At 67.2% G+C, this 25,559-nt stretch carries 23 protein-coding genes and 1 tRNA gene; 9 read left to right on the top strand and 15 right to left on the bottom strand.

Features of this window, described 5'->3' with window-relative positions; translation table 11 throughout:
* Position 1: 1 nt before the first annotated feature.
* From E7811_RS11485 to E7811_RS11470, 4 genes are read right to left on the bottom strand one after another with little or no spacing between them, the layout of a single operon-like run.
* Positions 2 to 838 (bottom strand): ABC transporter ATP-binding protein, encoded by an 837-nt coding sequence (locus E7811_RS11485; protein ID WP_136394807.1) that lies wholly within the window; start codon positions 836 to 838, stop codon positions 2 to 4.
* Positions 835 to 1,761 carry an ABC transporter permease gene (locus E7811_RS11480; protein WP_136394806.1) on the bottom strand — a complete coding sequence of 309 codons (927 nt, stop codon included), beginning with the start codon at positions 1,759 to 1,761 and terminating at the stop codon, positions 835 to 837. The genes E7811_RS11485 and E7811_RS11480 overlap by 4 nt, the downstream gene beginning before the upstream one ends.
* Positions 1,758 to 2,819 carry an ABC transporter permease gene (locus tag E7811_RS11475; protein WP_136394805.1) on the bottom strand — a complete coding sequence of 354 codons (1,062 nt, stop codon included), beginning with the start codon at positions 2,817 to 2,819 and terminating at the stop codon, positions 1,758 to 1,760. The genes E7811_RS11480 and E7811_RS11475 overlap by 4 nt, the downstream gene beginning before the upstream one ends.
* Positions 2,820 to 2,874: 55 nt before the next feature.
* A complete protein-coding gene (locus E7811_RS11470; RefSeq protein WP_136394804.1) occupies positions 2,875 to 4,479 on the bottom strand; it encodes an ABC transporter substrate-binding protein in 1,605 nt (534 codons plus the stop codon).
* Positions 4,480 to 4,639: 160 nt separating this feature from the next.
* Here E7811_RS11470 and E7811_RS11465 point away from each other — a divergent pair, with 160 nt between their 5' ends.
* The 5 genes from E7811_RS11465 to E7811_RS11445 all read left to right on the top strand — a co-directional run bounded on the left by E7811_RS11465 (position 4,640) and on the right by E7811_RS11445 (position 9,814).
* Positions 4,640 to 5,674, top strand: a complete 1,035-nt coding sequence (locus E7811_RS11465) for a dipeptidase (RefSeq protein WP_136394803.1) — start codon at positions 4,640 to 4,642, stop codon at positions 5,672 to 5,674.
* An 84-nt stretch (positions 5,675 to 5,758) separates the two neighbouring features.
* The gene (locus E7811_RS11460; protein ID WP_136394802.1) at positions 5,759 to 6,976 is read left to right on the top strand and encodes an ABC transporter substrate-binding protein; all 1,218 of its coding nucleotides are present in this window, start codon (positions 5,759 to 5,761) and stop codon (positions 6,974 to 6,976) included.
* 134 nt (positions 6,977 to 7,110) lie between these two features.
* Complete coding sequence (locus tag E7811_RS11455) at positions 7,111 to 7,974, top strand: ABC transporter permease (RefSeq protein ID WP_136394801.1); 864 nt, start codon at positions 7,111 to 7,113, stop codon at positions 7,972 to 7,974.
* Positions 7,971 to 8,771 carry an ABC transporter permease gene (locus E7811_RS11450; protein WP_136394800.1) on the top strand — a complete coding sequence of 267 codons (801 nt, stop codon included), beginning with the start codon at positions 7,971 to 7,973 and terminating at the stop codon, positions 8,769 to 8,771. Before E7811_RS11455 ends, E7811_RS11450 begins: the two co-directional genes overlap by 4 nt.
* On the top strand, positions 8,768 to 9,814 hold the full coding sequence (locus E7811_RS11445; RefSeq protein ID WP_136394799.1) for an ABC transporter ATP-binding protein: 1,047 nt from the start codon (positions 8,768 to 8,770) through the stop codon (positions 9,812 to 9,814). The genes E7811_RS11450 and E7811_RS11445 overlap by 4 nt, the downstream gene beginning before the upstream one ends.
* Before the next feature lie 19 nt (positions 9,815 to 9,833).
* Here E7811_RS11445 and E7811_RS11440 read toward each other — a convergent pair whose 3' ends face one another.
* Positions 9,834 to 10,541, bottom strand: coding sequence for a hypothetical protein (locus E7811_RS11440; protein WP_136394798.1), 708 nt, complete (start codon positions 10,539 to 10,541; stop codon positions 9,834 to 9,836).
* Positions 10,542 to 10,709: 168 nt separating this feature from the next.
* Here E7811_RS11440 and E7811_RS11435 point away from each other — a divergent pair.
* Positions 10,710 to 10,783: transfer RNA gene (locus tag E7811_RS11435), tRNA-Cys, on the top strand.
* Positions 10,784 to 10,874: 91 nt separating this feature from the next.
* Here E7811_RS11435 and E7811_RS11430 read toward each other — a convergent pair.
* The 9 genes from E7811_RS11430 to E7811_RS11390 all read right to left on the bottom strand — a co-directional run bounded on the left by E7811_RS11430 (position 10,875) and on the right by E7811_RS11390 (position 21,004).
* Complete coding sequence (locus tag E7811_RS11430) at positions 10,875 to 11,108, bottom strand: acyl carrier protein (protein ID WP_136394797.1); 234 nt, start codon at positions 11,106 to 11,108, stop codon at positions 10,875 to 10,877.
* The gene (locus tag E7811_RS11425) at positions 11,089 to 12,507 is read right to left on the bottom strand and encodes an AMP-binding protein (RefSeq protein WP_136394796.1); all 1,419 of its coding nucleotides are present in this window, start codon (positions 12,505 to 12,507) and stop codon (positions 11,089 to 11,091) included. Before E7811_RS11425 ends, E7811_RS11430 begins: the two co-directional genes overlap by 20 nt.
* Complete coding sequence (locus E7811_RS11420; protein WP_136394795.1) at positions 12,504 to 13,427, bottom strand: aKG-HExxH-type peptide beta-hydroxylase; 924 nt, start codon at positions 13,425 to 13,427, stop codon at positions 12,504 to 12,506. The genes E7811_RS11425 and E7811_RS11420 overlap by 4 nt, the downstream gene beginning before the upstream one ends.
* Before the next feature lie 238 nt (positions 13,428 to 13,665).
* Positions 13,666 to 14,703, bottom strand: a complete 1,038-nt coding sequence (locus E7811_RS11415; protein WP_136394794.1) for an alpha/beta hydrolase family protein — start codon at positions 14,701 to 14,703, stop codon at positions 13,666 to 13,668.
* A gap of 173 nt (positions 14,704 to 14,876) precedes the next feature.
* On the bottom strand, positions 14,877 to 16,304 hold the full coding sequence (locus E7811_RS11410; RefSeq protein ID WP_136394793.1) for an MmgE/PrpD family protein: 1,428 nt from the start codon (positions 16,302 to 16,304) through the stop codon (positions 14,877 to 14,879).
* Between the two features lie 91 nt (positions 16,305 to 16,395).
* Positions 16,396 to 17,907, bottom strand: a complete 1,512-nt coding sequence (locus E7811_RS11405) for an MmgE/PrpD family protein (protein ID WP_136394792.1) — start codon at positions 17,905 to 17,907, stop codon at positions 16,396 to 16,398.
* Positions 17,904 to 19,412, bottom strand: a complete 1,509-nt coding sequence (locus E7811_RS11400) for a tripartite tricarboxylate transporter permease (protein WP_136394791.1) — start codon at positions 19,410 to 19,412, stop codon at positions 17,904 to 17,906. Before E7811_RS11400 ends, E7811_RS11405 begins: the two co-directional genes overlap by 4 nt.
* 55 nt (positions 19,413 to 19,467) lie before the next feature.
* A complete protein-coding gene (locus E7811_RS11395; RefSeq protein WP_136394790.1) occupies positions 19,468 to 20,010 on the bottom strand; it encodes a tripartite tricarboxylate transporter TctB family protein in 543 nt (180 codons plus the stop codon).
* Positions 20,011 to 20,029: 19 nt separating this feature from the next.
* Positions 20,030 to 21,004 (bottom strand): Bug family tripartite tricarboxylate transporter substrate binding protein, encoded by a 975-nt coding sequence (locus E7811_RS11390; protein WP_136394789.1) that lies wholly within the window; start codon positions 21,002 to 21,004, stop codon positions 20,030 to 20,032.
* A gap of 190 nt (positions 21,005 to 21,194) precedes the next feature.
* On the opposite strand from E7811_RS11390, the gene E7811_RS11385 reads away from it, so the two are divergent.
* A complete protein-coding gene (locus tag E7811_RS11385) occupies positions 21,195 to 22,556 on the top strand; it encodes an MmgE/PrpD family protein (protein ID WP_168733009.1) in 1,362 nt (453 codons plus the stop codon).
* 49 nt (positions 22,557 to 22,605) lie between these two features.
* On the opposite strand, the gene E7811_RS11380 is transcribed toward E7811_RS11385, so the two are convergent.
* A complete protein-coding gene (locus E7811_RS11380) occupies positions 22,606 to 23,364 on the bottom strand; it encodes an SDR family NAD(P)-dependent oxidoreductase (protein ID WP_246020404.1) in 759 nt (252 codons plus the stop codon).
* Positions 23,365 to 23,471: 107 nt separating this feature from the next.
* Between E7811_RS11380 and E7811_RS11375 the strand changes: the two genes are divergently transcribed.
* Positions 23,472 to 24,173, top strand: coding sequence for an FCD domain-containing protein (locus E7811_RS11375; RefSeq protein WP_168733008.1), 702 nt, complete (start codon positions 23,472 to 23,474; stop codon positions 24,171 to 24,173).
* Positions 24,170 to 25,555 carry an MmgE/PrpD family protein gene (locus E7811_RS11370; protein WP_136394785.1) on the top strand — a complete coding sequence of 462 codons (1,386 nt, stop codon included), beginning with the start codon at positions 24,170 to 24,172 and terminating at the stop codon, positions 25,553 to 25,555. The genes E7811_RS11375 and E7811_RS11370 overlap by 4 nt, the downstream gene beginning before the upstream one ends.
* Positions 25,556 to 25,559: the final 4 nt, after the last annotated feature.

Here is a 25,559-nt window from a genome sequence, read left to right as displayed (position 1 = left end):
GTCACGCCCTCGCCCAGTCTGCGTCGCGATCGAGCCCCGGCAGGGGTGCGCGGCTGCCGCCGATGCGCGGCAGGCAGTTCAACAGGCCCTGGGTATAGGGGTGTTTCGCCCGCGTCAGTTCGCCCGCGGCCACTTCCTCGACGATGCGGCCCTTGTACATCACCAGAACCCGGTCGCAGAACCGCGCGACCAGCCGCAGGTCGTGGCTGATGAAGATCAGCCCCATGCCCCGGTCGCGCACAAGCCCGTCGAGGATCGACAGAACCTCGGCCTGCACGGTCACATCCAGCGCGCTTGTCGGTTCGTCGGCGATCAGCAGGTCGGGGTTCGGGATCAGCATCATGGCGATCATCACCCGTTGCCCCATGCCGCCCGACAGTTCGTGCGGATAGGCCTCCATCACGCGTTCGGGGTCGCGGATCTGCACCGCCTCCAGCGCCTCGATCGCCTTGCGGCGGGCCTCGGCCGCACCGAGCCGGTCGCGCAGGCGCAACCCCTCGGTCAGTTGCGCACCCACCTTCATCACCGGGTTCAGCGAATATTTCGGGTCCTGCATCACCATCGCGATGCGGGGCCCGCGCAGGGCGCGCATCTCGCGTTCGCTGATCCTCGTCAGGTCGATTCCGTCAAAGGTCATCTCGGCGGCCTCGATCCGGCCCGGCGGCCGGATCAGGCGCAGGACCGAGCGGCCGGTGATCGTCTTGCCCGAGCCGCTTTCGCCGACGATGCCCAGCCGTTCGCGCCCGAGCCGGAACGAAACGCCACGCACCGCCTCGACCGGGCCGGTTTCGGTGTCGAAGGTCACGCGCAGGTCACGGATGGTCAGAAGATCGCTCATTTTCCCGAATTCCTCGGGTCCAGCACGTCGCGCAACCCGTCGCCCAGAAGATTGAAGCCGAGCGAGACGATGAAGATCGCGAGCCCCGGCATGGTGGCGACCCACCACTGTTCGAACAGGAACTTGCGCCCGGACGAGATCATCAGCCCCCATTCCGGCAAGGGCGGCTGCACGCCGAGACCAAGAAAGCCGAGGCCCGCCGCGATCAGGATCACGCCCGCCATGTCCAGCGTGACGCGGATGATGACCGAGGGCAGGCACATCGGCATGACATGGCCCCAGATGATGCGGGGCGCCCCCGCCCCCTGAAGCCTGACCGCAGCGATGTAGTCAGAGCTGCGAACGGTCAACGTCTCGGCCCGCGCGACGCGGGCATAGGGCGGCCAGGCGGTCAGCGCGATGGCCAGCACCGCGTTCTCGATCCCCGGCCCCAGCACCGCGACCAGCGCCAGCGCCAGGATCAGGCGCGGGAAGGCCAGGAAGATGTCGGTGATCCGCATCAGGACCTGATCGACAAAGCCGCCGAAATAGCCCGAAACCGTGCCGATCAAGAGGCCCAGGACCGGGGCGGATACGGCGACCAGCACCACGATGTAAAGCGTGATGCGCGAGCCATAGATGATCCGGCTTAGGATATCGCGGCCGAAATCGTCGGTGCCCAGCAGATGGCCGGGCGTTCCCGGGGGCAGAAGACGGCGCGTCAGGTCCTGCACATATGGATCGTGCGGGGCAAGCCAGGGCGCCAGCGCCGCCATGACGAGAAGCAGCAGGACGATCGTCAGCCCCACCATCGCCAGCGGATTGCGCCGCATCCGTAGCCAGGAAAGATAGGCCTGCCCCAGCCGGGCCTGCGTCCGGCTGTGGGGGTTGGGCTCGCGCAGCCAGGCGATGACGCCGCCGCGTTTCATCTCGGCCCCGCTCATTTCGCCCTCGGATCGACGAGACGGTAAAGGATGTCGGACAGCATGTTCAGCCCGATGAAGACCACCCCCACCACGACCGTGCCCCCCAGAACGGCGGGCATGTCGGCGGCAAAAAGCGCGTCGGTGATGTAGCTGCCCAGTCCCGGCCAGGCAAAGATCGTTTCGGTCAGGACGGACCCTTCCAGAAGATAGGCATAGGACAGCGCCACGACGGTGATCAGCGGCACCATCACGTTCTTCAGCGCATGCACCCAGATCACACGCCATTCCGGCATGCCCTTGACGCGGGCGGTGGTGATGTATTCCTGCCCAAGTTCGTTCATCATGAAGCTGCGGGTCATCCGGCTGATGTAGGCCATCGAGGTATAGCCCAGGATCCCCGCCGGCAGCACGATATGCGACAGCGCGTTGGCGAACATGTCCCACCGGCCGTTCAGCGCGGTATCCAGCAGGATCATCCCGGTATGCCGCGTCAGTTCGAATTCCATCAGCATCTGGTATCCGGCATCAAGCTGCCCCGGCCCGCCGACCCAGCCAAGGATGCCGTAGAACAGAAGAAGCCCCATCAGGCCCAGCCAGAAGACCGGCATGGAATAGCCCATCAGCCCCACGATCCGCACGATCTGGTCGATCAGGCTTCCCGGGCGGGTCGCCGCGATCACGCCAGCGGGCACCCCCACGATCACGCCAAAGATCGTGGCCAGCGTGGCCAGTTCCAGCGTGGCGGGGAAATAGCGACGAATTTCGTCCACCACCGGTTCGCGGGTGCGGATCGACTGGCCGAAATCGCCGTGCAGCGCATCCCAGACATAGATCCCGAACTGTTTCCACAGCGGCTGGTCAAGGCCAAGCGCCTCGCGCACGGCGTCATACTGCGCCTGCGTCGCCCGTTCGCCGACCACGGCCAGCACCGGGTCGATCGGAACCACGCGCCCGATGAAGAAGGTGACAAGAAGAAGGCCAAGCAGGGTGGCCGCCAATGACAGCACGATACCCCCGCCCTGACGCAGGGCGAAGGCAAGACGGCTGTCCCGGAACGAGGTGTCGGAAACGCTCATGCTCTGGTGCAGGAGGGCGCGGCCGGGAAAGCCCCGACCGCCCCCCGATCGCCGGTTACTTCGTGACCGTCCAGTACGCGACCGAGTCCGTCGCGCCACCGGTGTAGAAGCCCTCGACATTCGCGCGAAGCGCGGTCTGCGACATCTGCTGGAACATCAGCAGGAAGGCCGAGCCATCGCGGTGCTTGCGCTGGATCTCTTCATACATCGCGCGACGCTTCTCGCCATCGCGTTCCTCGACGGCGGCGGCGGTCATCGCGCCCAGTTCACCCGGATCCCAGGCGGTGCGCCACGCCAGGAAGCCCGTCGCGTTGGCCGCGTCCGAATTGTCCGGGTTCATCGCGAAGGTCGAGGCGTTGGTATGCGGGTCGGGATAGTCCGGCCCCCAGGTCTGCAGCGTGATGTCATGCTCGCGCGCCCGATAGGTCCCCAGCGCCGTCGCCCCGTCGGCCACGTCCAGCGTCAGGTTGATGCCGATCTGGCCAAAGGTGTTCTGGATCTGCTGGGCAATGTCCATGCGTTCCTGGTTGTTGCGCACGGTCAGCTTCACCTCAAGCGGCAGCGTCACGCCTGACTCGGCCATCAGCGCCTTGGCCTTGTCCAGATCGAGGCTGTAGGGCGTTTCCTCGAGCGCGCCAAGGAAGCCGCGCGGCAGGAAGGCCTGATGCACCATCCACTGGCCCTTGAGGATGGTTTCGGTCATGCCGGTATAGTCCACCGCCCAACGCATCGCTTCCAGCACCTTGGGATTGGCCAGCGCCTCGCGCTTCTGGTTCATGGCGAGGTAATAGATCTGGCCGCCCACGTCGTTCTGCACCTTGACGTCGGCATTGCCTTCAAGGCCCGCGATGTCGGTCGGCGTCATCTCGCGCGCCACGTCGATGTCGCCCTTTTCCAGCATCAGGCGCTGTGTCGCGCCTTCGGGGACATGGCGCATCAGCACGGTCTTCAGGTTTGGTGCGCCGCGCCAGTGATCGGCGCGCGCCTCAAGCACATAGCCCTCGTTGGCCTTGAACGACCGCAGCACGTAGGCGCCCGTTCCGGCCGAATTCGACTTCAGCCATTCGTTGCCCATGTCGCCGTTCACCTCGTTCGCCATGACGGTGTCATAGTCGACGATGGCCGCCACGCCCGCGGTCAGGCAGTTGTAGACGAAGGTCGGCGCATAGGCCTTGTCGGTCTTCAGGATGACCGTGTCACCCTCGGCCATGATCATCTGGTCGACGTTTTCGGCGGTGAAGCCGAACTGCGTCAGGATGAAGGCCGGGGTCTTGTTCAGCTTGACCACGCGGCGCAGCGAATTCGCCGCCGTCTCGGCCGTCACGGGGTTCCCGGACGAGAAGGTGATCCCCGACTTCATCTTGAAGCGGTAGGTCACGCCGTCCTCGTCCACCGACCAGCTTTCCGCCAGACCGGGGACCAGTTCGCCGGGCTTCGTCGGGTCGATCTCGACAAGGCCGTCGTAGAGATTGTTGTTCAGGTCCACGCCCGAAAATTCAAAGGCTTCATGCGGGTCGATCGACACGATGTCGTCGATGGCATCTGCGATCACCAGCGTGTCCGCGGGCGTTTCAGCAAACAGCGCCGCAGGTGCGGTGCCGATCAGAAGGGCAGAAAGTGCAACAGCGCCCGCCCGGCGCAGGGTCGGTTCGAATTTCATCACGTAAACTCCCTGGTTCTTGGGTTCGTTCCGGCGGTTCACCCCGTCTGTCGGGGGGATTCCTTGACCAAGTGGGCAACTTTCCGGTTTGCCTTGTCAAGCCGTCTTCCTGCGGGTCAGATGAAACGCAACAAAGTTGACCGAAAAGGGCCTGGGCAGAATGACGGATATCCCTGTTTTCGACGGACACAACGATCTTCTGTCCTGCCTTTGGGAGGATGGCGATTTTTCCGCACGCGGCTTCTTCGAGGGGCGGGAAGGCCACATCGACCTTGCGCGGGCGCGGGCTGGCGGGCTGGCGGGGGGGTTCTTTGCCGTCTGGCCCCCCTATGACGCGAAGACCGCGCCCGACCCGAAGGCGCGCGAAAGGGTCTTTCCGCCCGCCGATGTCGACGTGGCACGCCGCGCGACGCTGGAACAGGCTGCGATCCTGGCCCGGATGTCGCGCGACTGGCCCGATGCGATCCGCATCTGCACGACGACCTCTGACATCCGCGCCGCAAGGGCCGATGGCGCGATCGCCGCGATCCTGCACATCGAAGGGTGCGAAGGCATCAGCGCGGACCTGACCGAACTTTACCTCTACCACGCGGCGGGACTCCGGTCGCTCGGTCCGGTGTGGAGCAGGTCGAACGTCTTCGGCCACGGCGTTCCCTTCCTGCACGGCACCTCGCCCGACACCGGGCCGGGCCTGACCGAGGCGGGGCAGCGGCTGGTGCGGGAATGTGACCGGCTGGGCATTCTGTGCGACCTGTCGCACCTGAACGAACAAGGGTTCTGGGATGTGGCCCGGATCAGCGCGCGGCCGCTGGTCGCCACCCATTCGGCCGCCCATGCGATCTGCCCCTCGACCCGCAACCTGACCGACCGCCAGCTTGATGCGATGGCCGAACGGGGCGGTCTGGTCGGGCTGAACTTCGGCACCGGGTTCCTGCGCCCGGACGGGGTAAAGAACCCCGACACCGGGCTTGACGTTCTGATCCGGCACCTGGACCACCTGATCGGACGCCTGGGCGAAGACGGCGTGGCGCTTGGGTCCGACTTCGACGGCACGACCGTGCCCGCGGCGCTGGCCGGGGCCGACCGCCTGCCTGCGTTGATCGAGGCGATGCGCAAGGCGGACTTCGGCGAACGCCTGATCCGCCGCATCGCCTGGGACAACTGGGAACACCTTCTTGAGCGCGTGATCGGCTGAGGCCGTTCACGAATGCGTTTGCCCCGGTTACAGCACCGCCGCGGGACACTAGTGTTCCGCCATCGTGACCATTTCGAGGATACCATGAAACGTCTTCTGCTTTCCGTGCTGCTTCTGTCCGCCTCACCCGCCCTCGCCGATACGGCGGACGGCTCCATGCTGATCGGCAAACCCTGGGCCGAGATCGAGAAGATGGCGAAGGGCGGCACGGTGAACTGGTTCATGTGGGGCGGTTCGGACACGATCAACGCCTATGTCGGCGACCGGATCGGCGGCATGCTGAAGGACAGCCACGGCATCACCGTGAACCGTGTGGGCATCACCGACGCCGCCGAGATCGTGAACCTTGTCCTGGGCGAGAAGGAAGCCGGGGTCATGGATCGCGGATCGGTGGACATGATCTGGATCAACGGCGAGAATTTCAGGTCGATGAAACAGGCGGGGCTGGCCTTTTGCGGCTATGTCGAAACCCTGCCCAACAACGCGCTGATCAATTGGGACGACCCTGCCGTGGCGAACGATTTTGGCGTCCCGGTCGAGGGCTGCGAAGTGCCGTGGAACAAGGCGCAGTTCGCCTTTGCCCATGACAGCGCCACCCTGCCCGAACCGCCGCGCAGCATCCCCGCGCTGCTGGACTGGATCAAGGCGAACCCCGGCCAGTTCACCTATCCCGCGCCGCCGGATTTTCACGGCTCGGTCTTCGTGCGGCATGTGTTCTACCATGCCGCGGGCGGGGCAGAAAACCTGCTTGGCCCCTTCGATCAGGCGAAGTTCGACGACGTGGCCCCAAAGGCCTGGGCGATCCTGAACGAGATCGAGCCCTACCTCTGGCGCGAGGGCACGACCTATCCCAACACCATCGCGCAACTGCAGCAGATGTTCGCCAACAAGGAAGTCGCGCTGGTCTTCGATTACGACGCCTCGCAGTTCGGGCTGGCGGTGGACAACGGCACCTATCCCGCAACCGTGCGGTCCTACGGGCTGGAGGATGGCACGATCGGCAACACCAATTACGTGCTGATCCCCTTCAATTCGCCCAACAAGGCGGCGGCGATGGTCGTGGCGAACGCGCTGATTGCGGGCGAGGAACAGCTGGCCAAGGCCGACCCCGCCATCTGGGGCGCGGCCCCGGCGATCGACGTGACCCGCGCCAGCACCGAAGTTCAGGCCGGCTTCGCGGCCCTGCCGATGCACCCGTCGGTCATTCCCGCCACGGAACTTGCCAAGGCCAGCCTGCCCGAACTTCAGGCCGACTGGATCACCGCCATCGAACAGGGCTGGATCGAGAACGTGGGCAAGTGACAACCGCAGGGCGCGGGCCCTGTGGATGCGAATGGCCGGGCCAGACTTGACCCGGCCCCGTCCCGCGGGCAAGCCATGACGTGACGCGCCTGCCACCACAGGCCCCCCAAGCCCCCCGAGGGATCCGCCCGCCCATGTCCGACCGCAGGAAGATCGTCCTGATGCTGGTCCCCGCGCTGATCGTGCTGGGGGGGCTGTTTCTGGGCGGCCTCGGCATCGGACTGGCCCGCAGCCTGAACTGGATGCCGGTCATCGGGCTGACCGAACCGAACCTCGATGCCTATCGCGCCGTCCTCACGGACCCAGATTTCCTGTGGTCCTTCGCGCTTTCGTTCCACATCGCCTTTACCTCGACCCTGCTGTCGCTGGTGATCGCGATCGCGGCGGCGCTGATGATCCGCAGGACGGGGCGCGGCGGCGCGCTGGTGCGCTTCCTGTTCCAGCTGAACCTGACGGTGCCGCATCTGGTGGGGGCGATCGGCATCCTCTATCTTTTCTCGCAATCGGGCAGCTTCGCGCGGCTGGGGTATCAGGTCGGGTTGATCGACCGCCCGGCCGATTTTCCCGCGCTGGTCTTCGATCCGGCGGCGATCGGGATCATCCTGCAATATGTCTGGAAAGAGGTGCCCTTCATCGGGGTGATCCTGCTGGCACAGATGCAGACCATCGGCGCGGATTACGAAAGCGCCGCCCGCAGCCTGGGGGCCACGCGCTGGCAGGCCTTCCGCCACGTCCTCTTGCCCATGATCCTGCCCGGCGCGCTGGCCGCGTCGATCATCGTCTTTGCCTTCGCCTTCGGGGCCTACGAGATTCCCGCGCTTCTGGGGCAGAACCACCCCGCCGCCCTGCCCGTCCTTGCCTGGCGCAGCTATACCGATGTGGACCTTGCCGCGCGCCCGCAGGCGATGGCGATGGCGATGGTGATCGCGGCGATGAGCCTTGTGCTGATCCTTGCCTATCTGCGCGCCGCGCGTGGCCGGATCGGGGGGCGGCGATGACGGCGGCCCTGCGCAACCTCAGCCTTGCACTGCTGATCGTCTGGCTGGTGCTGCCGCTTCTGCCGCTGGCGGTCTGGTCGGTCGCGAAAAGCTGGTTCTTTCCCGATCTGCTGCCCTCGGTCTGGTCGCTGGACGGTTGGGCCCATGTGGCGAGCCCGCGTTCGGGCGTGCTGGCGGCGCTTTGGGAAACCACGCTGATCGCGGGGCTCGTCACCGCGCTGGCCATCCTGATCGGCCTTCCCGCGGCGCGCGCTTTGGGCATGCACCGCTTTCGCGGCAAGGCGGGGGTCGAGATGCTGATCCTCGCCCCGATTCTGGTGCCCGGCCTTGCCTATGCCCTCGGGCTTCATTCCGTGTTCATCGGACTGGGGCTGACGAACAGCCGCGCGGGCGTGGTGATCGTGCACCTGATCCCCACCCTGCCCTACATGATCCTTGTTCTGGCGGGCGTCTTCGCCAACCTTTCCCCCGACATGGAGGCGCAGGCGCGCAGCCTTGGCGCCTCGCCGCTGCGGGTCTTCCGCCATGTCACCCTGCCCGCGATCCGCCCCGGCCTGATCGTGGGCGCGACCTTCGCCTTCCTCGTGTCGTGGAGCCAGTACGTGCTGACCCTTCTGATCGGGGGCGGCCGGGTCGAGACGCTGCCGCTTCTGCTGTTTTCCTACGCGACATCGGGGCGCAACGACCTGACCGGCGCGATCGGCATGATCTATATCCTGCCCGGCGTGCTGATCCTGCTGTTCGCCTCGCGCCACCTGACCGGGCAGGGCGCGGGCCTTGGGGGGGTGCGCCCGTGACGCGCGTGACGCTGGACCGGCTGACCAAGCATTTCGCCGGGGCCGATGGCGCATCGGTCCGCGACCTGACGCTGGAATTCCCCTGTGGCGAGCTGACCGCGCTTCTGGGTCCCTCGGGCTGCGGCAAGACCACGACGATGAAGATGATCGCGGGGCTGATCCGCCCCTGTTCGGGCGAGGTGCGGTTCGATGGCCGGTCCGTCCTGCATCAGCCCCCCGAGGTGCGCGGCGCGGTGATGGTCTTTCAGAACGGGCTTCTGTTTCCGTTCCTGTCGGTGGCTGAAAACGTGGGCTTCGGCCTGAGGATGCGGGGCACCCCTCGCGCCGAGATCGCCGCGCGGGTCGAGGCGATGCTGGACCGCGTGCGCTTGCCCGGCATAGGACCGCGCCGGGTTCAGGACCTGTCAGGCGGCCAGCAGCAGCGCGTGGCGCTGGCGCGCGCGCTGGTCACCGAACCGCGCGTCCTGTTGCTGGACGAACCGCTGTCGAACCTCGATGCCCATCTGCGGTCCGAGATGCGCGACCTGATCCGCGACCTTCAGCGCGAGACGGGGATCACCACGATCCTTGTCACCCATGACCAGGAAGAGGCGGTGGTGCTGGCCGACCGCATCGCGCTGATGTTCGACGGAGAATTGCGGCAGTTCGCCCCAGCGGCCGAATTCTACGCCCGCCCGCGCGACCGGCAGGTGGCGGAATTCTTCGGCGGCGCGAATTTCGTGCCCGGCCGGGCGGCGGCGGGTGTCTTCGACTGCGCCCTTGGCCGCCTGCCCCTGCCCGCCGGCGCGCCCGAGGGCACGGGTTGCCTGACCGTCCGACCCGAGAACATCCTTCTGGCCGAACCCGGCGACGCGGGCGCGCTGGCGGTCACGGTGATCGACCGGGTGTTCCTGGGGACCCAGACGCGGCTTGTGGTGCTGGCCGGCGACCTGACGCTGGTCCTGATCCGGCCCCCGGCCGAGGCCGCGCGCCTTTCCCCCGGCGATGCCGCGGCGATCCGCCTGCCCCCCGAGGCGGTCTGGGTTCTGCCCGAACGGCCTTGACCGGGCGGGGTTGTCGCGTTCAGTCGAGGATCGGCACGATGAATTCCGCCCGGTAAGGCGCACCTTCGGTTTCCGCGGTGGCGACCAGCCGCCAGAACCGCCCGACGGGTGCCCGGCCATGCGTATAGGCGCGGCGGAACCCCGGCAGCGTGATGAACACGCCACCGCTGAAATAGGGATTTCGTCGGCTACTGATGCGGCCGACCGGCTTCGGCCCGACCGAAGCGGGCAGATCGAAGCGGAAGGCGATGCCATTGCCATGGATCGCCTCGGGCGGAATCAGCCGCTCCTGTGTCCAGACGGGAAACGCCTGATCGCGCCCCTTTGCGTCCGTGTCGTCGCCGGATTCATGGACGTCATGGCAGGTCAGAACCACGCGAAATGCGCCCTTGGGCCGGATCGGCCGGTCAAACACAAGCCGCCCCACCAGCGGCCTGCCAAGGGGCGCAGGCACCGGCCCGTCAAGCTGCATCCGCGTCGCGCCGAACCGCCTGAGGCGCAGGTACCAGAGGATGGCCTGAAACCCGTTCCACAGCGACACCCCCAGGGCGAGGCCCAGAAGGCCCACCATCGGATTGAAATCGGGATCGTTGATGTCAAGGATCAGGGGCCAGCCCAGCATCCAGGCCACCCAGCCGGAGGCCCCGGCAAAGCCCACCGCCATCACGATGCGGTTGATCATTTCCGCCTTGGGGTCCGAGGCATCAGTATAGCTGTCCCGGCGCATCGCACATCCCTGCCCTGACGGCCCGGCCCAGTCCGGACCCGTATCGCGGGCAAATCTACACCACAGACGATCGCGGCCCAAACGCTATCGATTCCCACCCCCGCCGGGCCGCCCCATTCCCCCTTGCAGGCTCCGGCCCGATCGGCTAGTCACACAGCACCTTTCGGCGGCGGGTTGGCGGAGAGGTTACGCAGCGGATTGCAAATCCGTGAAGACCGGTTCGATTCCGGTACCCGCCTCCACTTTCCACACAGTCTTGTTGCAAATCCGGTCTGTCGCGACGGCCCGGCGATGCGGGAGCGATGCATTTCAAACGCGGGCCGGTCTGGCGGGTCAGCGGGTGGCCGAAAGCGCGGCGGCGAGGCTCGTTGCCGTCGGGTGATCCAGCAGCATCCAGCCCTCCACCGGCCGGGACAGGCGCGTGGAAAGGGCCGCCAGAACCTGTTCGGCGGCCAGGGAATCGCCCCCGGCGGCAAAGAAATCGTCCTCCGGCCCCAGGTCCGAGCCGACCGCCTCGGACAGGACGGCGCGGATGAGTTCGCAAAGATCAGTGCTGTTCCCGGTCATCCCGCTTCTTCCTCACCTTGTCGCATAGCGCGCGCTGGTCGATCTTGCCCGCCGGTGTCAGGGGCAGGTCGGACCAGATGTGGATCGCATCCGGCTGTTCCGTCACCGGCAGCGTCTGACGCAGGTGGCGTGCCAGAATCCCGGCCAGGCTGTCACCCCTGTCACGCGCCGCCTGCACGACAAGATGCGCCTCGTCATCGCCATCGGCACCGTCCAGCACAGCCACCCCTGCATCGATCACCTGAGGCAGGGAAAGGCAAGCCGAAACAATACGTTCCGCACTGAAGTTCACACCTTTCCGCGACAAAAGACCCTGCACCCGCCCCGTCAGGTGCAGATACCCCCCGGCGTCGAGCCACCCCAGATCGCCGGGCCGGTGGCCGGTCACGCGATCCGTGCTGATGACGACCTCGCCCACCTCGCCGGGGCCGCAGCGCCTGTCGCCGTCGCGGATCTCGACCACGACCGGAAGTGCCGGACGGCCACAGGACGACGGGCGTTCCAGAATCTCGGCCCCCCTGATCCGCGACACGAGGCCCACGCCCGCGCAGCTGTAGGTCATCGCGAAGACGGGCGACAGGCGGGTGACGGCGGCCACCTTGTCCTCGGGCCGGGCGGGGCCGCCGACGGTCGAGAAGCGGACAAGCTGCGGATAACGGGGAACCCGGTCCGACGGCAGGGCCAGAAGCCGTCGGATGGCGCCGGGGGGAAGCGAACATTCGACGACATCGGCGCGCTGCAGCGCGGTGTCGAGTTCCTCGATCCGGTGCACCAGATCAAGCGCGAGGATCGGCTGCCCGACCAAAAGGTGCCGCAGCCACAGATAGGCGCTTGCCGAAAAGGCGACAGAGACGGATGACAGCGTGGCGCCCCGCGGGTCTCGGTGCAGTTCGACGGCCGAATGTTGCAGAACCTCGGCCAGCCGGGCCTGGGTCACGTCGGTCAGCGTCGGCAGGCCTGTGGTTCCGGAACTTGCCAGATGAAGCGCGCGGCTGGACGGGTCGGCCTCGACCGGCAGAAAACCGTCCGTGGCGGCCGGATCGCGCGGCTGGATGCGGACATCGCCGCCCGTCATGGCGCGCAGGCCGACGACAAGGGACGGGGAAAGACGCGCGCGCCATTCCGCGATCCGCGCCGGGGGTGACCGGAAATCGACGAAATGGCCGCAGGACCCGTTCATCCAGCAGGCGATCATCTGTTCGATCGCCGCGAGGTTGTCGCTGACGACGATCAGCACCGTCTGCCCCGCACCGAGGCCCGCCTGCCGCAGGTCAGCGGCACGCGCCTCGATCCGGGTCAGTAGGTCGGCCCCGGTGAACCGGCGTCCGCGATATTCCACCAGCACCCGGCCGGATGCATCGGAGAGCGCCCGCAGGATGCCGCCCAGGGCAGTGGTCACGCGCTGGCCCGCGCCTGGTCGGCCGCAGCGACGCCTGCGGCGGCCTCGTCGATGATCGTCCGGCCAAGCGGCGTCAGCCGGCCGTGATCGCGGATCACCTCATGCGCGGCGCGGAACCGTTCGACCGAGCTTTCCAGCACCGCCTCGATCGCGCCCTCGGGCAACCGACCCAGCACCTCTGTCACCCTGCCCGAACTGCGCAGGTCATCCAGAAAGCAGATCATCCGCGCCAGGACGAAGGCCGCGTGATAGATGCCGTTCATCGGGCGCGGTTCATGTCGCAGCGGGCTGGAATAGCCCTCGTCGGGGTCGTTCAGGACGATCTCGTCATCGACATAGGCGCTGAACAGCTTCAGATGCGAGCTTTCGTGGATCAGCGTCAACAGAAGCGCCAGATCATCCGCCTGCGCCTTGGGATTCACAAGGATCGCCCCCCAGGCCGCAAAGGCCGACGCCCCGCCGAAACGACCCTCAGAGGTTTCGGCAAGATGGATCTGCGCGACCAGCGCCGTAAATTCCTGCTGCCAGAGGGGAAGCACGGCGCCAAGCCGGTCCATGAGCGCGGGAATGGCGAATTTCAGCGCCGCCGCCCGCGCCGGGTCCGGGGCGACAAGCTGCGCCGTCAGGCCGATATCGTCGCGAAAGGCCGATTGCAGAAGATCGTATTCCGCACCGGCAAGGGCATCGTCGCCCCAGGCGATCACCTGCGCGCGCGCAGTTGCCCCGGCCTTGGTCAGGACGGCGCGGAAATCATCGTAAAGGTTTCGTATCCGCGCGACGTCGCCCGCAACCGCCGCCTCGCGAAAGAGCGCCTGGGCGGCATGCGCCGAGGGTGAGGAGGACCATGCGCCGGGGCGCGCTTCGCCAAGGACATCACAGGCGACATGATCGAACGCGGCATGAAGCCGGCGTTCAAGCATCGCATTGACGCCGTGAACCAGATCGGGATCGGGCCGAAGCAAGGGAACCCCCCAGGGTCAGGTCCGGGCGAAGGGGTCGTTGATCGCGGTCAGGATTTCTTGGGCGCGGCCGGCGGTTCGTTCTGGCCAACCTTGGCGGCACCGGCGGCGGGAACCTTCAGTGACAGGAACTTCGTCAGATCAAGCATGGCAAACCTCGGGTATCGGCGATGAAAATGGGGGACACTCGAATATCACGTCATGGCAGACTAGGCGTGAGCCCGGATTCGGTCAATTCCGAACTGACCGACGGGCGAAGAAGGGACGGCCAGACCAGCGGCCCCTGCCCGGCAAGACAGGGCAACGGAAGGACGGTCGCCCCCGGAAAGGGACCCGGGCGCGGAAAGCGACAGCGCCAGAAGGGCCGCGTCGTGACCGGCACCACCCAATCGGGCCCCGGCACGCGCAGCAACCCACCGTCCGCACCGCGCCAGAGCGGCAGGACAGAAAGACCCGGCATAGCCGCCAAGGCGGGCGGGATTTCGGCCTCGATCCAGATGGCGGCGGTCGTGGTCAGGGCGGTGCGAAAGCGGATCACCGGCGCCTCGCCGGGCAACGCCATGGTCGTTTCCCCGTCAGGTCCGGGTGCAAGGATAGCCCTTGCCACATCAGGCAGGTTCTCGGGGCGGAAATACTGCCCGTGCGCGCCCGGCACGATCCGGCAATCGACGCGGGACCAGGCCCTTTCCCAATGCCAGGGAACCGGGCGGGTCACGTCTTCGGGGGGCTTCAGATAGGGGTTGAAGCCAGCGCTTTCCGCGCCGAACAGCACCCGCACTGGTCCCGGAAAGGGCAGATGCGGTTCGGCATCGAGAAAGACCAGCCGTTCCACGGCCACCCCCGCCGCCATCAGCCGGATCGCCACCCGCCAGGCGATCGCAGCCGACTGGCAGTTGCCGCCGACGATGCAGGGACGCGGGCCGAACCGCCTCAGAAGCGCATCGGCGTAATGCGCGGCAAGCAGGTCAAGCGCGCGCGATGTGCCATCTGACAGCGTCATGATGAGGCTCAGCGACCGCATCCCCACCAGCGGTTGCCCCGGTCCGAACGCCTCGGCCAGGGCGGTGAATTCGGCTGTCGCGTTGAAACACCAGTAGACCGGCGTCAGCGGATCGTCGGGTCGGATCGCGCGGACCGTCCCGGCGGTGTCGATCGGCTCGCCCGGCCAGTCCTGCACAAGCGTGCCCAGGCGCCGCAGGTTGGCCGCAAGGCTGATGTCGGGTTGGTGCGGGATCACGCCGGTGGCCTGCCTTTCATCGCCCGGACAATAGCCGCGCCGAGGCGCCAGACAAGCGCCTTTCGGCCGTGCCTGCCGCGAGGCTGGAGCGGCCGCGCCCGACACCGGTGGCCCCCTCCCCGGCGACCGCAAGGGCCGCCGCGCGCTGGCAGGCGACGTTCCGGGGCGGTAGATCAGGGCAAGAGCGACACCATCCGCGTGCCGTCGGCGTCGTCGGTGATCGACCAGATCGCCTCGATCAGGCGGTCCTGCCCGGCGGTGTCGATCACCCCCTCGCAGCACGACCGCAGCTTGGCCTCGACCTCGGCATCGGTCATCGGGTTTTCCGGGCCACCGCGATAGCGTTCGTCGGCCCAACCCGTGACCTCGGTTCCGTTCTTGCGCCGGATCGTGATGCGCGAACGGACCTTGTCGAACCCCATCGCCTCGATCGCGGGGTCGAATTCGGTCCGCACCCGGCGCTGCATGGCCTGCATGGCGTCCGAGGCCACGAACTCATCCGAGAACTCGCGCTTGCCCGCCTTGCGCACCAGCGCGATCATCGACACCTCGGCAGGCAGCGAGAATTTGGCCTCAAGGTGGTTCGACGCGATCGGATAACGGATCGGCTTGAGGATGTTCGTGCCCGCGTGGATGATGATCTGGTCGATCTCTTCGGGCTTCACGTCGGCCTCGGTGACAAGGCGCAGCATCAGGTCCATCGTCGGATGGGTAAGGATGCCGCAGGGATAGGGCTTGATCGACACGCCCGGATCGGTGATCGACCATGTCCGGCCAAAGCCCTGCGCCATCTTTTCCGGGCTGACGCCGCCGCCCATGACGGCCAGGAACCCCCACGGCCCGTCCAGCGCCGCCGGATCGGCGCCGAAACCGCGCCGCGCCAGAAGCGCCGCGGTCACGCCGTTCTCGCTGGCGCGGCCGACATGGAGGGGCTTGGTCATCGTGCCGAAGTTGCAGCGGATGCCAGCCGCAAGGCTGGCCGCGATGCCAAAGCCCTGCCGCAGTTCCGCGCCGCGAAGGCCCAGAAGCCAGGCCGCCGCCGCATAGGCCCCGAAAGTGCCCACCGTGCCCGAGGAATGCTTGCCGCTGAGGTAATGCTGCGGCAGCATCCATTCCGAGATCTTGCTTTCCACCTCGACCCCGGCCTGGAACGCCGTCATCACCCGGCGGCCGTCCACCCCGCCCAGCATCTGGCCCACACAGAGCGCCGCGGTCAGCGGCGGGATCGTGGGATGGGTCAGCAGGCCATAGACATGCGCCGGATCGACCGACACCTGCGTATCGTCCCAGTCATGGGCATGGCCCGCCGTGCCCAGCACGCGCGCCGCCATCCCGACGGGAACCTTCACCCCGCCACCGCCCAGAAGCCGCGCATCCCCGCGCCCGCCGACATCGCGCGCCTCATCCACCAGGATATGGACGGAATGTTCCTCGCTGCCCGCGGCGTAAAGCCCGGCCGCGTCCAGCATGCAGCGCCGCCCGATCCGCAGGGCGTCTTCGGGGATGCTTTCATAGGTCACCGCCTCAAGGAACCGGGCCGCGTCCTCGGTGATCGTCATCCCCTCGGGGATGCGGGCGAAATCGTTGTTTGTCACGGCCATGGTCAGGCTCCTGCGGTCTTGCGTTGGTCAATCAATGATGCGGGTGAAAACGTCCGGCCCGCTGCGGATGGTCTTTCCGGAAATCCGGCGGTCATTCTGCCCCCCGTTCGAACAATCCCGGCGGCCCCTGAAGAGCCGGGCGCAGGTCGGCCGCGACGCCAAAGCGGTGCAGCCGCGCCGCATCAAGCGCCGCCAGATCGCCGGCCTCGGCCAGAAAGGCCGCAGCCGCGGCGGATGAGAGGCAATCGGCGGTCAGATCAAGGAACTTGCCGCGATAGTCGGCAGGGCCCCAGGGCGCCGCCCCGCGCGGATGGGAATTGGCGACCGCCAGTTCCTCTTCGACGCTGCGCCCGTCGGAAAACCGGATCACGGCCCGCGCGCCATGCGCCTTGTCCAGGGGATCGGCCGCGTCAAAGCGGCGGTTCCAGTCCGGGTCCTCGACCGTTTCCACCTTGCGCCAGAGCGCCACGAAATCAGGGGCGGAAATGCGGGCGGGGTCATAGCTGCGGTCGTGGTGCCATGCGCCATCCACCAGCGCGCGGGCGAACTGGAAGGGCGCCGAATGATCAAGCGTCTCGCGCGAGGCGGCGGGGTCCCATTTGTCGGGATCGCCCGCGCCCGACCCCATCACCATATGCGTCATCCGCTTGGTATGAAGCGTGATGCTTTCGACCTGTGCCGGGTCGGGCACCTTCGGCCGCATGTTGATGGCAAGGTCGATGATCGCCTGGCCGTGATAGCCCGCCGAATGGGCCTTGGGCAGCGTGTCGAGGATCGCCCGGCAGGGTTGACCGGCATCGGGCAGCGTCACCTCGCCCCCTGCCCCCTTCAGCAGCACCGCAAGGATGCCGTAATCCCCTTCGTAGATCGGCGAAGGGGCCGTTTCGCCGCGCATCGCGCGGTCGATCGCCTCGATCGCGGTCTTGCCGATATGGCCGGGCGCGGCAGCCTTCCAGGACGAGATTCGGCCCTTGCGCACCTGCCGCGTGGACAGCGACAGATGCGCCGCCAGGTTGACCGCCTCGTAAATCACCGGCACTGCAAGGCCCAGCATCGCGCCAAGCCCCGCGGCGACCGCCGGGCCCAGATGCGCAACATGGTCGATCCGGTGATGTTGCAAGGGGAAGGCCCGCACCAGCGCGGTCTGCACCTCGTACGAGGTCAGGATGCCGCGCACCAGATCGGCCCCGGTCAGACGCGCCTGCTGCGCGACGGCCAGAAGTGGCATGATGCAATCCGCCGGATGGCTGGAATCCAGCGCGAAATAGCTGTCGTGGAAATCAAGCTCGCGCACCGCCGTGGCGTTGGCCATCGCGGCCCAGAGGCAATCGACGCGCGCGGCCTCGCCCAACCCGATGACCCGCGCCCCCCCGGCCCGTGGAAAGCACATCGCCTGCGCGCGGGCAGCCGCCACGGGCGCGCGGTTCAGCGCGGCCAGCGCAACGGCGGCATTGTCGATCAGGCGGCACGCCGCCATCTCGGCCGCCGCCGGATCGACCGGGCGCGGGGACGCGGCAAGCTCGGCGATCTTCCAGGCAAGCTGGTCTTCGGCGGCGGGCCGCGCCTCGGGCCGGCAGACGCGAACGGGGAATACCAGGCTCATGCACTCTTCCCCTCGGCCACCGCCCGCGCCGCGCGCCGCGCAAGCACGATGTCACGGATCGCCGAACCGATCACGAACACCGCCGCAAGGCTGAGAAGGCCAAGCGAGATCGGCGTTTCCCAGAAGATGCGGTGATCCCCCGCCGTCAATTCCAGCGACCGGCGGTAGTTCGCCTCCACCAGGTAGCCCAGCACAAGCCCGAGGACGAGCGGCAGGAAGGGAAATCCGAAGACCCGCAGCAGATAGCCCACCACCCCGAACAGCAGCACGAGGTAGAGGTCATAGGTGGAATTGTGGATCGAATAGATCCCTGAAAAGACCAGCGCGAAGATCGCGGCCATCAGATAGGGCTTGGGCCGGTTCACCAGCCACAGCGCGGGCGTCATCATCAGGATGCCCAGCATAAGCTGCGAGATGTTGGCGACCGCCAGCCCCCCGAACAGCCCATAGACGAATTCCGGTTCCTTCTGGAACAGCATCGGCCCAGGCGTCAGCCCGTGGATCAGCATCCCGCCCATCAGGATCGCGGCCGAGTTGGAACCGGGGATGCCGAAGCTCAGCACCGGCACCAGCGCGGTACAGGCCACGGCGTTGTTCGCGGCCTCGGGCGCAGCGATGCCCTCTTCCGATCCCTTGCCGAACTTTTCGGGTTCGGGCGACCAGCGCTTGGCCTCGTTATAGGACATGAAGGCGGCGATCGACCCGCCCGCCCCCGGCATCACCCCCTCGAAGATGCCGACGCCGCTGCCGATGGCCTGAGCGCGCCACAGCTTGCGCCATTTCCTGAAGCCGGGCAGCTTGATCCGCGTCTGCCGCCCGTCGGTCTTGCCCCAGTCGGGCGAGTTCGCCGTCATCATCAGTTCCGACATGGCGAAGACGCCAACCATGACGATCACGTATTCGATGCCGGTCAGCAGTTCGGGCTCGCCGAAGGTGAACCGCGTCACCCCCGACAGGGGATCGGTGCCGATGGTCGCGATCATCAGGCCAAGGGTTGCCGCCATCAGCCCCTTGATCAGGGACCCGTTCGAAAGCGACACGATCACCGAAAGCCCCAGGATGCCCAGGGCGAAATAGGCCGGGAAGTTGAAGGCCAGCGCCACCCGCGACAGGGGTTCGGTAAAGACGATCAGGAAGATCAGGCCGAACAGCCCGCCCACGACGCCCGATTGCAGCGAGATGCCAAGAGCCTCGCCCCCGCGCCCCTCGCGGTGCATGTAATAGCCATCGACGACCGTCGCCGCCGCCGCATTGGTGCCCGGCGTGTTGATCAGGATCGCGGGGATCGACCCGCCGTATTCCGCGCCGACATAGGTCGCCCCCAGAAGGACGATCGCGGTGATCGGGTCCATCCCGTAGGTGAAGGGCAACAGCAGTGCCAGTGCGATGGATGGCGAGATCCCCGGCAGCGCGCCCCCGATGATGCCCCAGGCGACGCCGCCGATGGCCGCGAAAACCGCGGGGCTGCTCGTGAGGATGTGAAAGGCGGTGGAGATACCGTCCATGTCGTCCGAACCTTCTGATTGGATTGGGCTGACGGGAAAGGGGGTTGCCCCCTCCCTAGCCGAAAAGCGATGGCCAGAACCCGGCGGGCAACGGAATCCCCAGAAGCCGCACGAAAAGCAGGTAGAAGGCCACCGCCAGGACAACCGCCACGCCGAGCGTATAGGCCCCGGCCCGGGCGCCGATGTAGACTGACATCACCACGACCAGCAGGATCACACTGGGAACATAGCCAAGCCACGGCAGGATCAGCAGATAGGCGATCCCGATGGTGACCACACCCGCCGCCTTGACATGCTGGCGCGGGGTAAAACCGTGCCCTTCGGCCTCGGGGCGGTCGGCGGGCGGACCCGCCGCGCGCCGCGCGGCCCGCAGGTACATGACCTCGACCAGAAGCGCGCGCAGGATCAGCAGCACGCTGAAGACCATCATCGCGGTGGCCAGCATCCGCGGCAGGGCCGAGGCGTTCACCACCCCGTCAAGCGGGCTGATCGGAATGTCGCCGGCGGCCCGCCAGTACCACGCGCCAAGGGCAAAGGCCGCAAGACCGATCCACACATCGCGCGGGATACGGAAACGGGGCGCCGACGACTGCATCATCTTGTCGATCCTCCCGGGGTCACTGCTTGAGGATGCCGTACTGGATCAGGAAGGCCTTCTGGTCCTCGGCGAAGGTGTTCAGGAAGGCTTCGTATTCCGCCGCCGGCATCAGCGTGGGAACCAGGCTTTGCGCCTCGTACCAAGCCTTGAAATCCGGGTCTTCCAGAACGCGGGCGATGCCTGCGGCCCAGAGATCCTTCACATCCTGCGGGATGCCGCGCGGACCGGCGATGCCACGGAACTTGTTGACCACCAGATCGACACCCTGTTCGCGGGCCGTCGGCAGATCGGGGAACCGCGGCAGGCGGTCCTCGGTGTAGGACGCCAGCAGGCGGATTTCGCCCGCCTCGATCTGCGGGCCAAGCTCCTGGATCTCGCCGATGGCCACGGCGACCGTGCCGTTCAGGACCGAAATCAGCAGCTCGCCGCCGCCGTCATGCGTGATCACCGGCGAGGTCACGCCGGTGACCGCCTTGAACTGTTCCATCACCTGACGGTCAAGCGATCCGGGCGTCGTCACACCGAAGGGAACCGCCGTCGGATCGGCCTTCGCCGCCTCGATCAGGTCGGTCAGCGACTGGTACGGGCTGTCAGCCTTCACGAACACGATCTGCGGGTCCATGAACACGTTCACCACGCCTTCGAGGTCGGTGAAGTCGTATTCCGGGTTCGAAAGCAGCGATGTGTTGATGTAGGTCGGCGTGGTGCCATAGAAGATCGACCCGTCGGCGGGCGAGGTGGCAAGTTTTGCCATCGCGTTAGCACCCGAACCGCCGGTCACGTTCTCTACCACAAAATTGGCCCCCATCGCCTTGCCGAGGAAGCCCACCATCTCGCGCAGGAAGACGTCGGTGCCGCCGCCCGCCGAGGAATGGGTGACGAGTGTCACCGTGTCATGCGGATAGTCCTGTGCCGAGGCCGCCCCCGCCACGCCGAACGCCAGTCCGGCGGACAGGATCGCACCTCGCGCAATACGTCCGAATTCAAGGCCCATGATGTTTCCTCCCATGCCGAAGCCTACAGCCTCCCCTCCCCATGCGGCCCGGTGTTCCCGTCGCGCCCCGTCCCTGCGGGGCCTTTCGGAAGGTCGTGGCCCGGACATGGGGCAGCTGTTGCGCTTCATCGTGCATCGAACTATCAAAATGTCAATCGTAGACAATCTGCGATATGCAAATGAGGCCGCCATGTCCTGCCCGCAGACCGAACGCATTGCCGAATACATCGCCACGGCCCTGACCCGCCCCCTGCCGCCCGAGGTCGAGGAAAAGGCGCGCCTGCACCTTCTGGACACGCTGGCGGCGATTCTTTCGGGCGCGCATCTGGCGGCGGGCAAGGCGGGGGCGCGGCTGGCCGACCGCCTGGGCGGCCCCGCCGAGGCCCTGTCGATCGCGACAGGACGCCTTGTCGGGGCGCCGCAGGCCGCCCTTGCCAATGCGATGGCCGCCCATGCCGACGAAACCGATGACAGCCATGTGGGCGGGCGGTTCCATCCCGGCTGCGCGGTGATTCCCGCCGCGCTGGCCCTGGCCGAAACCGAAGGCCGCAGCGGCGCCGACCTGCTGCGCGCCCTCGTCCTTGGCTATGACATCGGCGCGCGGGCGGTGATGGCGCTCGGGGTCCGTTCTGCGGATACCGCCCGGTTTTCCACCCATACGATCGGCGGCAACTTCGGCGCGACCGCAGCCGCGGCGGCGCTTGCCGGGCTGGACCGGCGCGGCGCGATGCATGCCCTGTCCTACGCCGTGCAGCAGACCTCGGGCGTGCCCTACTGGCGGCGCGACGGCGACCATGTCGAAAAGGCCTTCGACTTCGGCGGGATCGGTGCGCGAAACGGCACGATGGCGGCGATCATGGTGCAATCCGGCTGGACCGGGGTCGAGGGTGTGCTGACCGGAACGCCCTCGTACCTGTCGGCCTTCGCCGAGAACCCCGACCCCGACGCCCTGACCGACGGGCTTGGCACCCGGTTCGAGATCATGGGGGCGGCGATCAAGAAATGGTGCGTGGGATCGCCGATCCAGGCGGCACTCGATTCGCTGATGGCGCTGATCGAGGCGCACGCGATCGCCCCCGACGACGTGGCGGCGCTGCGCGCGATCATGCCCGATGATCGCCTGCACATCGTCGATGACCGCGACATGCCCGATGTCTGCCTGCAGCATCTGCTGGCAATGTGCCTGATCGACAAGGGTGTGGGTTTTGCCGCCGCGCATGACCGCAACCGGATGTCAGACAGCGCTGTCCTGTCGCTGCGAAAGCGGACGAAAGCCATTCCCAGCAAGGAGTTGACCGAGGCGCGCCCGCCCCGTCAGGCGATCATCGAGATCGACACGCGCGACGGGCGCAGCCTGCGCCACCACACCCGCGCCGTTCTGGGAACGCCCGCAAACCCGATGACGCGGGATCAGGTGGTGGCCAAGGCGCGCGACCTGATCCTGCCCGACCTCGGGGCGGACCGGACAGAGGCGCTGATCGACGCGGTCCTGTCGATCGGGGACATGGCGGATATCCGCGCCCTGCGCCCGCTGCTGGCCCCGACGCCCTGACCGGGCGGCGGGCACTGGGCAATGGCTTCCGGGACTTGGCCCGGCCGGATCAGGGCATGTACATGCCGCCGCTGACATGCACGGTCTGGCCGGTCATGAACCGCGCCTCGGGCATGCACAGCGACAGGATGACAAAGGCCGCCTCGGCGATCTCGCCCTCGCGCCCCAGGATCGGGCCGGTGCCCATGTCGGGCGAGGCGCCCGAGGTGGCCGAACGCTTGCCGCCGATCTTTCCGGGCGCCACGCAATTGGCGATGATGTTGCGGTCGGCGAATTCCAGCGCGATGGACTTCGTCAGCCCCACGAGGCCTGCCTTGCCGGTGGCCACATGGGCGCGTTTCTTCGCCCCCACATGGGCCGACACGCCCCCCAGGTTGATGATCGTGCCGCCGCCGCGTTCCACCATGCTGCGCAACGCCTCGCGGCTGCACAGGAACGCGCCGTCGAGGATCACCGCGTTGGTTGCGCGCCATTCCTGCAACGTCATGTCCAGAAGCGGCTTCTCGCCCCGGATGGCCGCGTTGTTGATCAGGATGTCCACCCCGCCGAAGGCCGCGCGCGCCACCTCGAACACGGCCAGCACGTCCTTTTCGACCGTGACATCGCCAAGCGCCACCTCGGCCCGCCGCCCCATCGCCCGGATCTCGGCCGCGACCGCCTCGACCTCGTCGCGCGACTGGCGGGCGTGGACGATCAGATCCGCCCCCGCCTGCGCCAGGCCAAGCGCCACCGCCCGCCCGATCCGCCGCGAGGCCCCCGTGACCATCGCAACCTTGCCCTGCAACGGCATGTCGGTCCTGTTCAGCATCGTTTTCCTCCCTGCTGGTCCTGCGCATGACGCGTCAGGTTGCACTTGCGCATCTTTGCCAATTGTTGACAATATGCAATACTGTGATCCGCAAGGAAGGACCTGGAATGATTGAACGTAGTCCGATGGAAACGTCCGAGGCACTTGATGTCTTGCGCACCTCGTCGCTTAGCAAGGTCGTCCAGGCCGAGATCGAGAAGATCATCCTGTCGGGCACCTTCGGCCCTGGCGAGAAGCTGAACGAAAAGACGCTGGCAGACCAGCTGGGCGTCAGCCGCGGCCCGGTGCGCGAGGCGTTCCAGGGGCTGCATGCCCGCGGTCTGGTCGAGATGATCCCGAATCGCGGGGTCTTCGTGCAAAAGATCTCGCGGCATGACGCGGTGGCGATCTATGACGTGCGCGCGGGCCTCTTCGGCACCGCCTGCCGCCTGCTGGCCGAACGCATCACATCGGATCAGGCGGCGGAACTTCACGCATTGATCGCGCAGATGGATGTGGCGGGCAAGCGGCGCGACCTTGACGCCTATTTCCCGCTCAACATCGCCTTCCATACCGCCATCGTGACCGGAACCGACAACAGGATCCTCGCGGAAACCTATTTCGGCCTCGTCTCGCGGTTGCAACTGTTCCGTGCCCGCGGTCTGGTGCATGGCGGCGGCTTCGAAAGCTCCAACATCGAACACCGCGCCATCGTCGCGGCGCTTGATGCGCGCGATCCCCATGCCGCCTTCGAGGCGGGATTCGCCCATGTGCAGGCAGGCAAGGCCCGCATCCTCGCCTCGGGCGATCCGCCGCCGGGGCGCACATGACGGCCACCCTGCCCCCGTCCGGCGGCGCGCTGGCCGAAACCTATGCGGCATGGCTTTCCGGACTGGACATCGCAGCATTGCCGCAATCCTTCCGCCGCGTCGTCAGCCTTGACCTGATCGACGCCACGGGGCTTTGCATCGCCGCGCGGGGCGAGCCCTACATGGCCCAGATCGTTCATGGATGGGACAGCGACGGCCCCTGCACCGCGCTCGGGCACGCCCGGCGGCTGGACGCGGCAGGCGCCGCAGCCGCAAACGGCATGGCGATCCACGGCGAGGATTTTGACGACACGCTGGAAGGCGCGCCGATCCGCGTCGGCGCCATGACGATCCCCGCCGCGCTGGCCGCCGCCGAACGCTTTGGACTGTCGGGCGAACGGGCGTTCCTGGGCGTTGCTGCGGGCCTGGAAACCGTCTGTCGGCTGAACCACATCGCCCCCGGCGCGATCCACCGGGCAGGCTTCCACCCCGTCGGCGTGATCGGCGCGCTTGGCGCGGCGGCGGCGGCGGGCGTGACGCTTGGCCTTGATGCGCGCCAGCAGGCCTCCGCCTTCGGGCTGGCGGGCAGCATGGCCTCGGGCATCCTAGAATATCTTTCCGAAGGCGCATGGACGAAACGGCTGCACCCCGGCTGGGCGGCGCAGTCGGGCCTGCGCGCCGCGGTCCTTGCCCGCACCGGGTTCTTTGCGCCGCGCACCGTTCTGGACGGTCCGCACGGCTTTTTCCACGCCTTCGCCCCCACCGCGACGCCCGACTTCCGGCACCTTGCCGAGGGGCTGGGGCAGGACTGGTATGCCGAACGCATCGCCTTCAAGCCCTATGCCTGCGGGACGATGATCCACCCCTATGTCGACTGCATGATCCGCCTTGCCGCAACCGGCATCCGGGCCGACCAGATCAGATCCATCACATGCCCCACCGGCGAAGGGCTGGTCCACCGCCTGTGGGAACCGCTGGCGGGCAAGCATCGCCCGCCCTCGGGCTATGCCGCCAAATTCTCGATGCCCTATTGCATGGCGGTCGGCTTCTTCGACGGGGACGCGGGCCTGTCGCAGTTCACCGACGCCCGCGCTGCCGATCCCGAGGTTCTCGCGCTCGCGGAGAAGATCAGCTACGTCATCGACCCGGAAAACGAATATCCGCGGAACTATTCGGGCCATATCCGGGTGGAAACCACCGATGGCCGGCGGATCGCGCTGGACCAGCCGCACATGCGCGGCGGCGTCCGCGACCCCCTGACCGAAGACGAGATCCGCGCCAAGGCGCTGGCCAATTGCCGCCACGGCGGCTGGCCCGACGACCGCGCGGAACGCCTGACGGACTGGGCGGCCGACCTGGCCCGCCATCCCGACCTGTCCGGCCTTGCCGCCTTTGCCACCTGAACCC

This window comes from Aliigemmobacter aestuarii (genome assembly GCF_004799285.1).
GTDB lineage: Bacteria > Pseudomonadota > Alphaproteobacteria > Rhodobacterales > Rhodobacteraceae > Aliigemmobacter > Aliigemmobacter aestuarii.
This window is presented reverse-complemented; position numbering and strand designations above follow the sequence as displayed.

Coding starts and splice junctions, on each gene's coding strand:
- E7811_RS11455 (WP_136394801.1), top strand. CDS start 7,111: ATGTCCGACCGCAGGAAGATCGTCCTGATGCTGGTCCCCGCGCTGATC.
- E7811_RS11460 (WP_136394802.1), top strand. CDS start 5,759: ATGAAACGTCTTCTGCTTTCCGTGCTGCTTCTGTCCGCCTCACCCGCC.
- E7811_RS11380 (WP_246020404.1), bottom strand. CDS start 23,364: ATGCTGAACAGGACCGACATGCCGTTGCAGGGCAAGGTTGCGATGGTC.
- E7811_RS11385 (WP_168733009.1), top strand. CDS start 21,195: ATGTCCTGCCCGCAGACCGAACGCATTGCCGAATACATCGCCACGGCC.
- E7811_RS11405 (WP_136394792.1), bottom strand. CDS start 17,907: ATGAGCCTGGTATTCCCCGTTCGCGTCTGCCGGCCCGAGGCGCGGCCC.
- E7811_RS11430 (WP_136394797.1), bottom strand. CDS start 11,108: ATGACCGGGAACAGCACTGATCTTTGCGAACTCATCCGCGCCGTCCTG.
- E7811_RS11370 (WP_136394785.1), top strand. CDS start 24,170: ATGACGGCCACCCTGCCCCCGTCCGGCGGCGCGCTGGCCGAAACCTAT.
- E7811_RS11465 (WP_136394803.1), top strand. CDS start 4,640: ATGACGGATATCCCTGTTTTCGACGGACACAACGATCTTCTGTCCTGC.
- E7811_RS11480 (WP_136394806.1), bottom strand. CDS start 1,761: ATGAGCGGGGCCGAGATGAAACGCGGCGGCGTCATCGCCTGGCTGCGC.
- E7811_RS11390 (WP_136394789.1), bottom strand. CDS start 21,004: ATGGGCCTTGAATTCGGACGTATTGCGCGAGGTGCGATCCTGTCCGCC.
- E7811_RS11485 (WP_136394807.1), bottom strand. CDS start 838: ATGAGCGATCTTCTGACCATCCGTGACCTGCGCGTGACCTTCGACACC.
- E7811_RS11470 (WP_136394804.1), bottom strand. CDS start 4,479: ATGAAATTCGAACCGACCCTGCGCCGGGCGGGCGCTGTTGCACTTTCT.
- E7811_RS11395 (WP_136394790.1), bottom strand. CDS start 20,010: ATGATGCAGTCGTCGGCGCCCCGTTTCCGTATCCCGCGCGATGTGTGG.
- E7811_RS11420 (WP_136394795.1), bottom strand. CDS start 13,427: ATGCTTGAACGCCGGCTTCATGCCGCGTTCGATCATGTCGCCTGTGAT.
- E7811_RS11375 (WP_168733008.1), top strand. CDS start 23,472: ATGATTGAACGTAGTCCGATGGAAACGTCCGAGGCACTTGATGTCTTG.
- E7811_RS11450 (WP_136394800.1), top strand. CDS start 7,971: ATGACGGCGGCCCTGCGCAACCTCAGCCTTGCACTGCTGATCGTCTGG.
- E7811_RS11400 (WP_136394791.1), bottom strand. CDS start 19,412: ATGGACGGTATCTCCACCGCCTTTCACATCCTCACGAGCAGCCCCGCG.
- E7811_RS11475 (WP_136394805.1), bottom strand. CDS start 2,819: ATGAGCGTTTCCGACACCTCGTTCCGGGACAGCCGTCTTGCCTTCGCC.
- E7811_RS11410 (WP_136394793.1), bottom strand. CDS start 16,304: ATGGCCGTGACAAACAACGATTTCGCCCGCATCCCCGAGGGGATGACG.
- E7811_RS11440 (WP_136394798.1), bottom strand. CDS start 10,541: ATGCGCCGGGACAGCTATACTGATGCCTCGGACCCCAAGGCGGAAATG.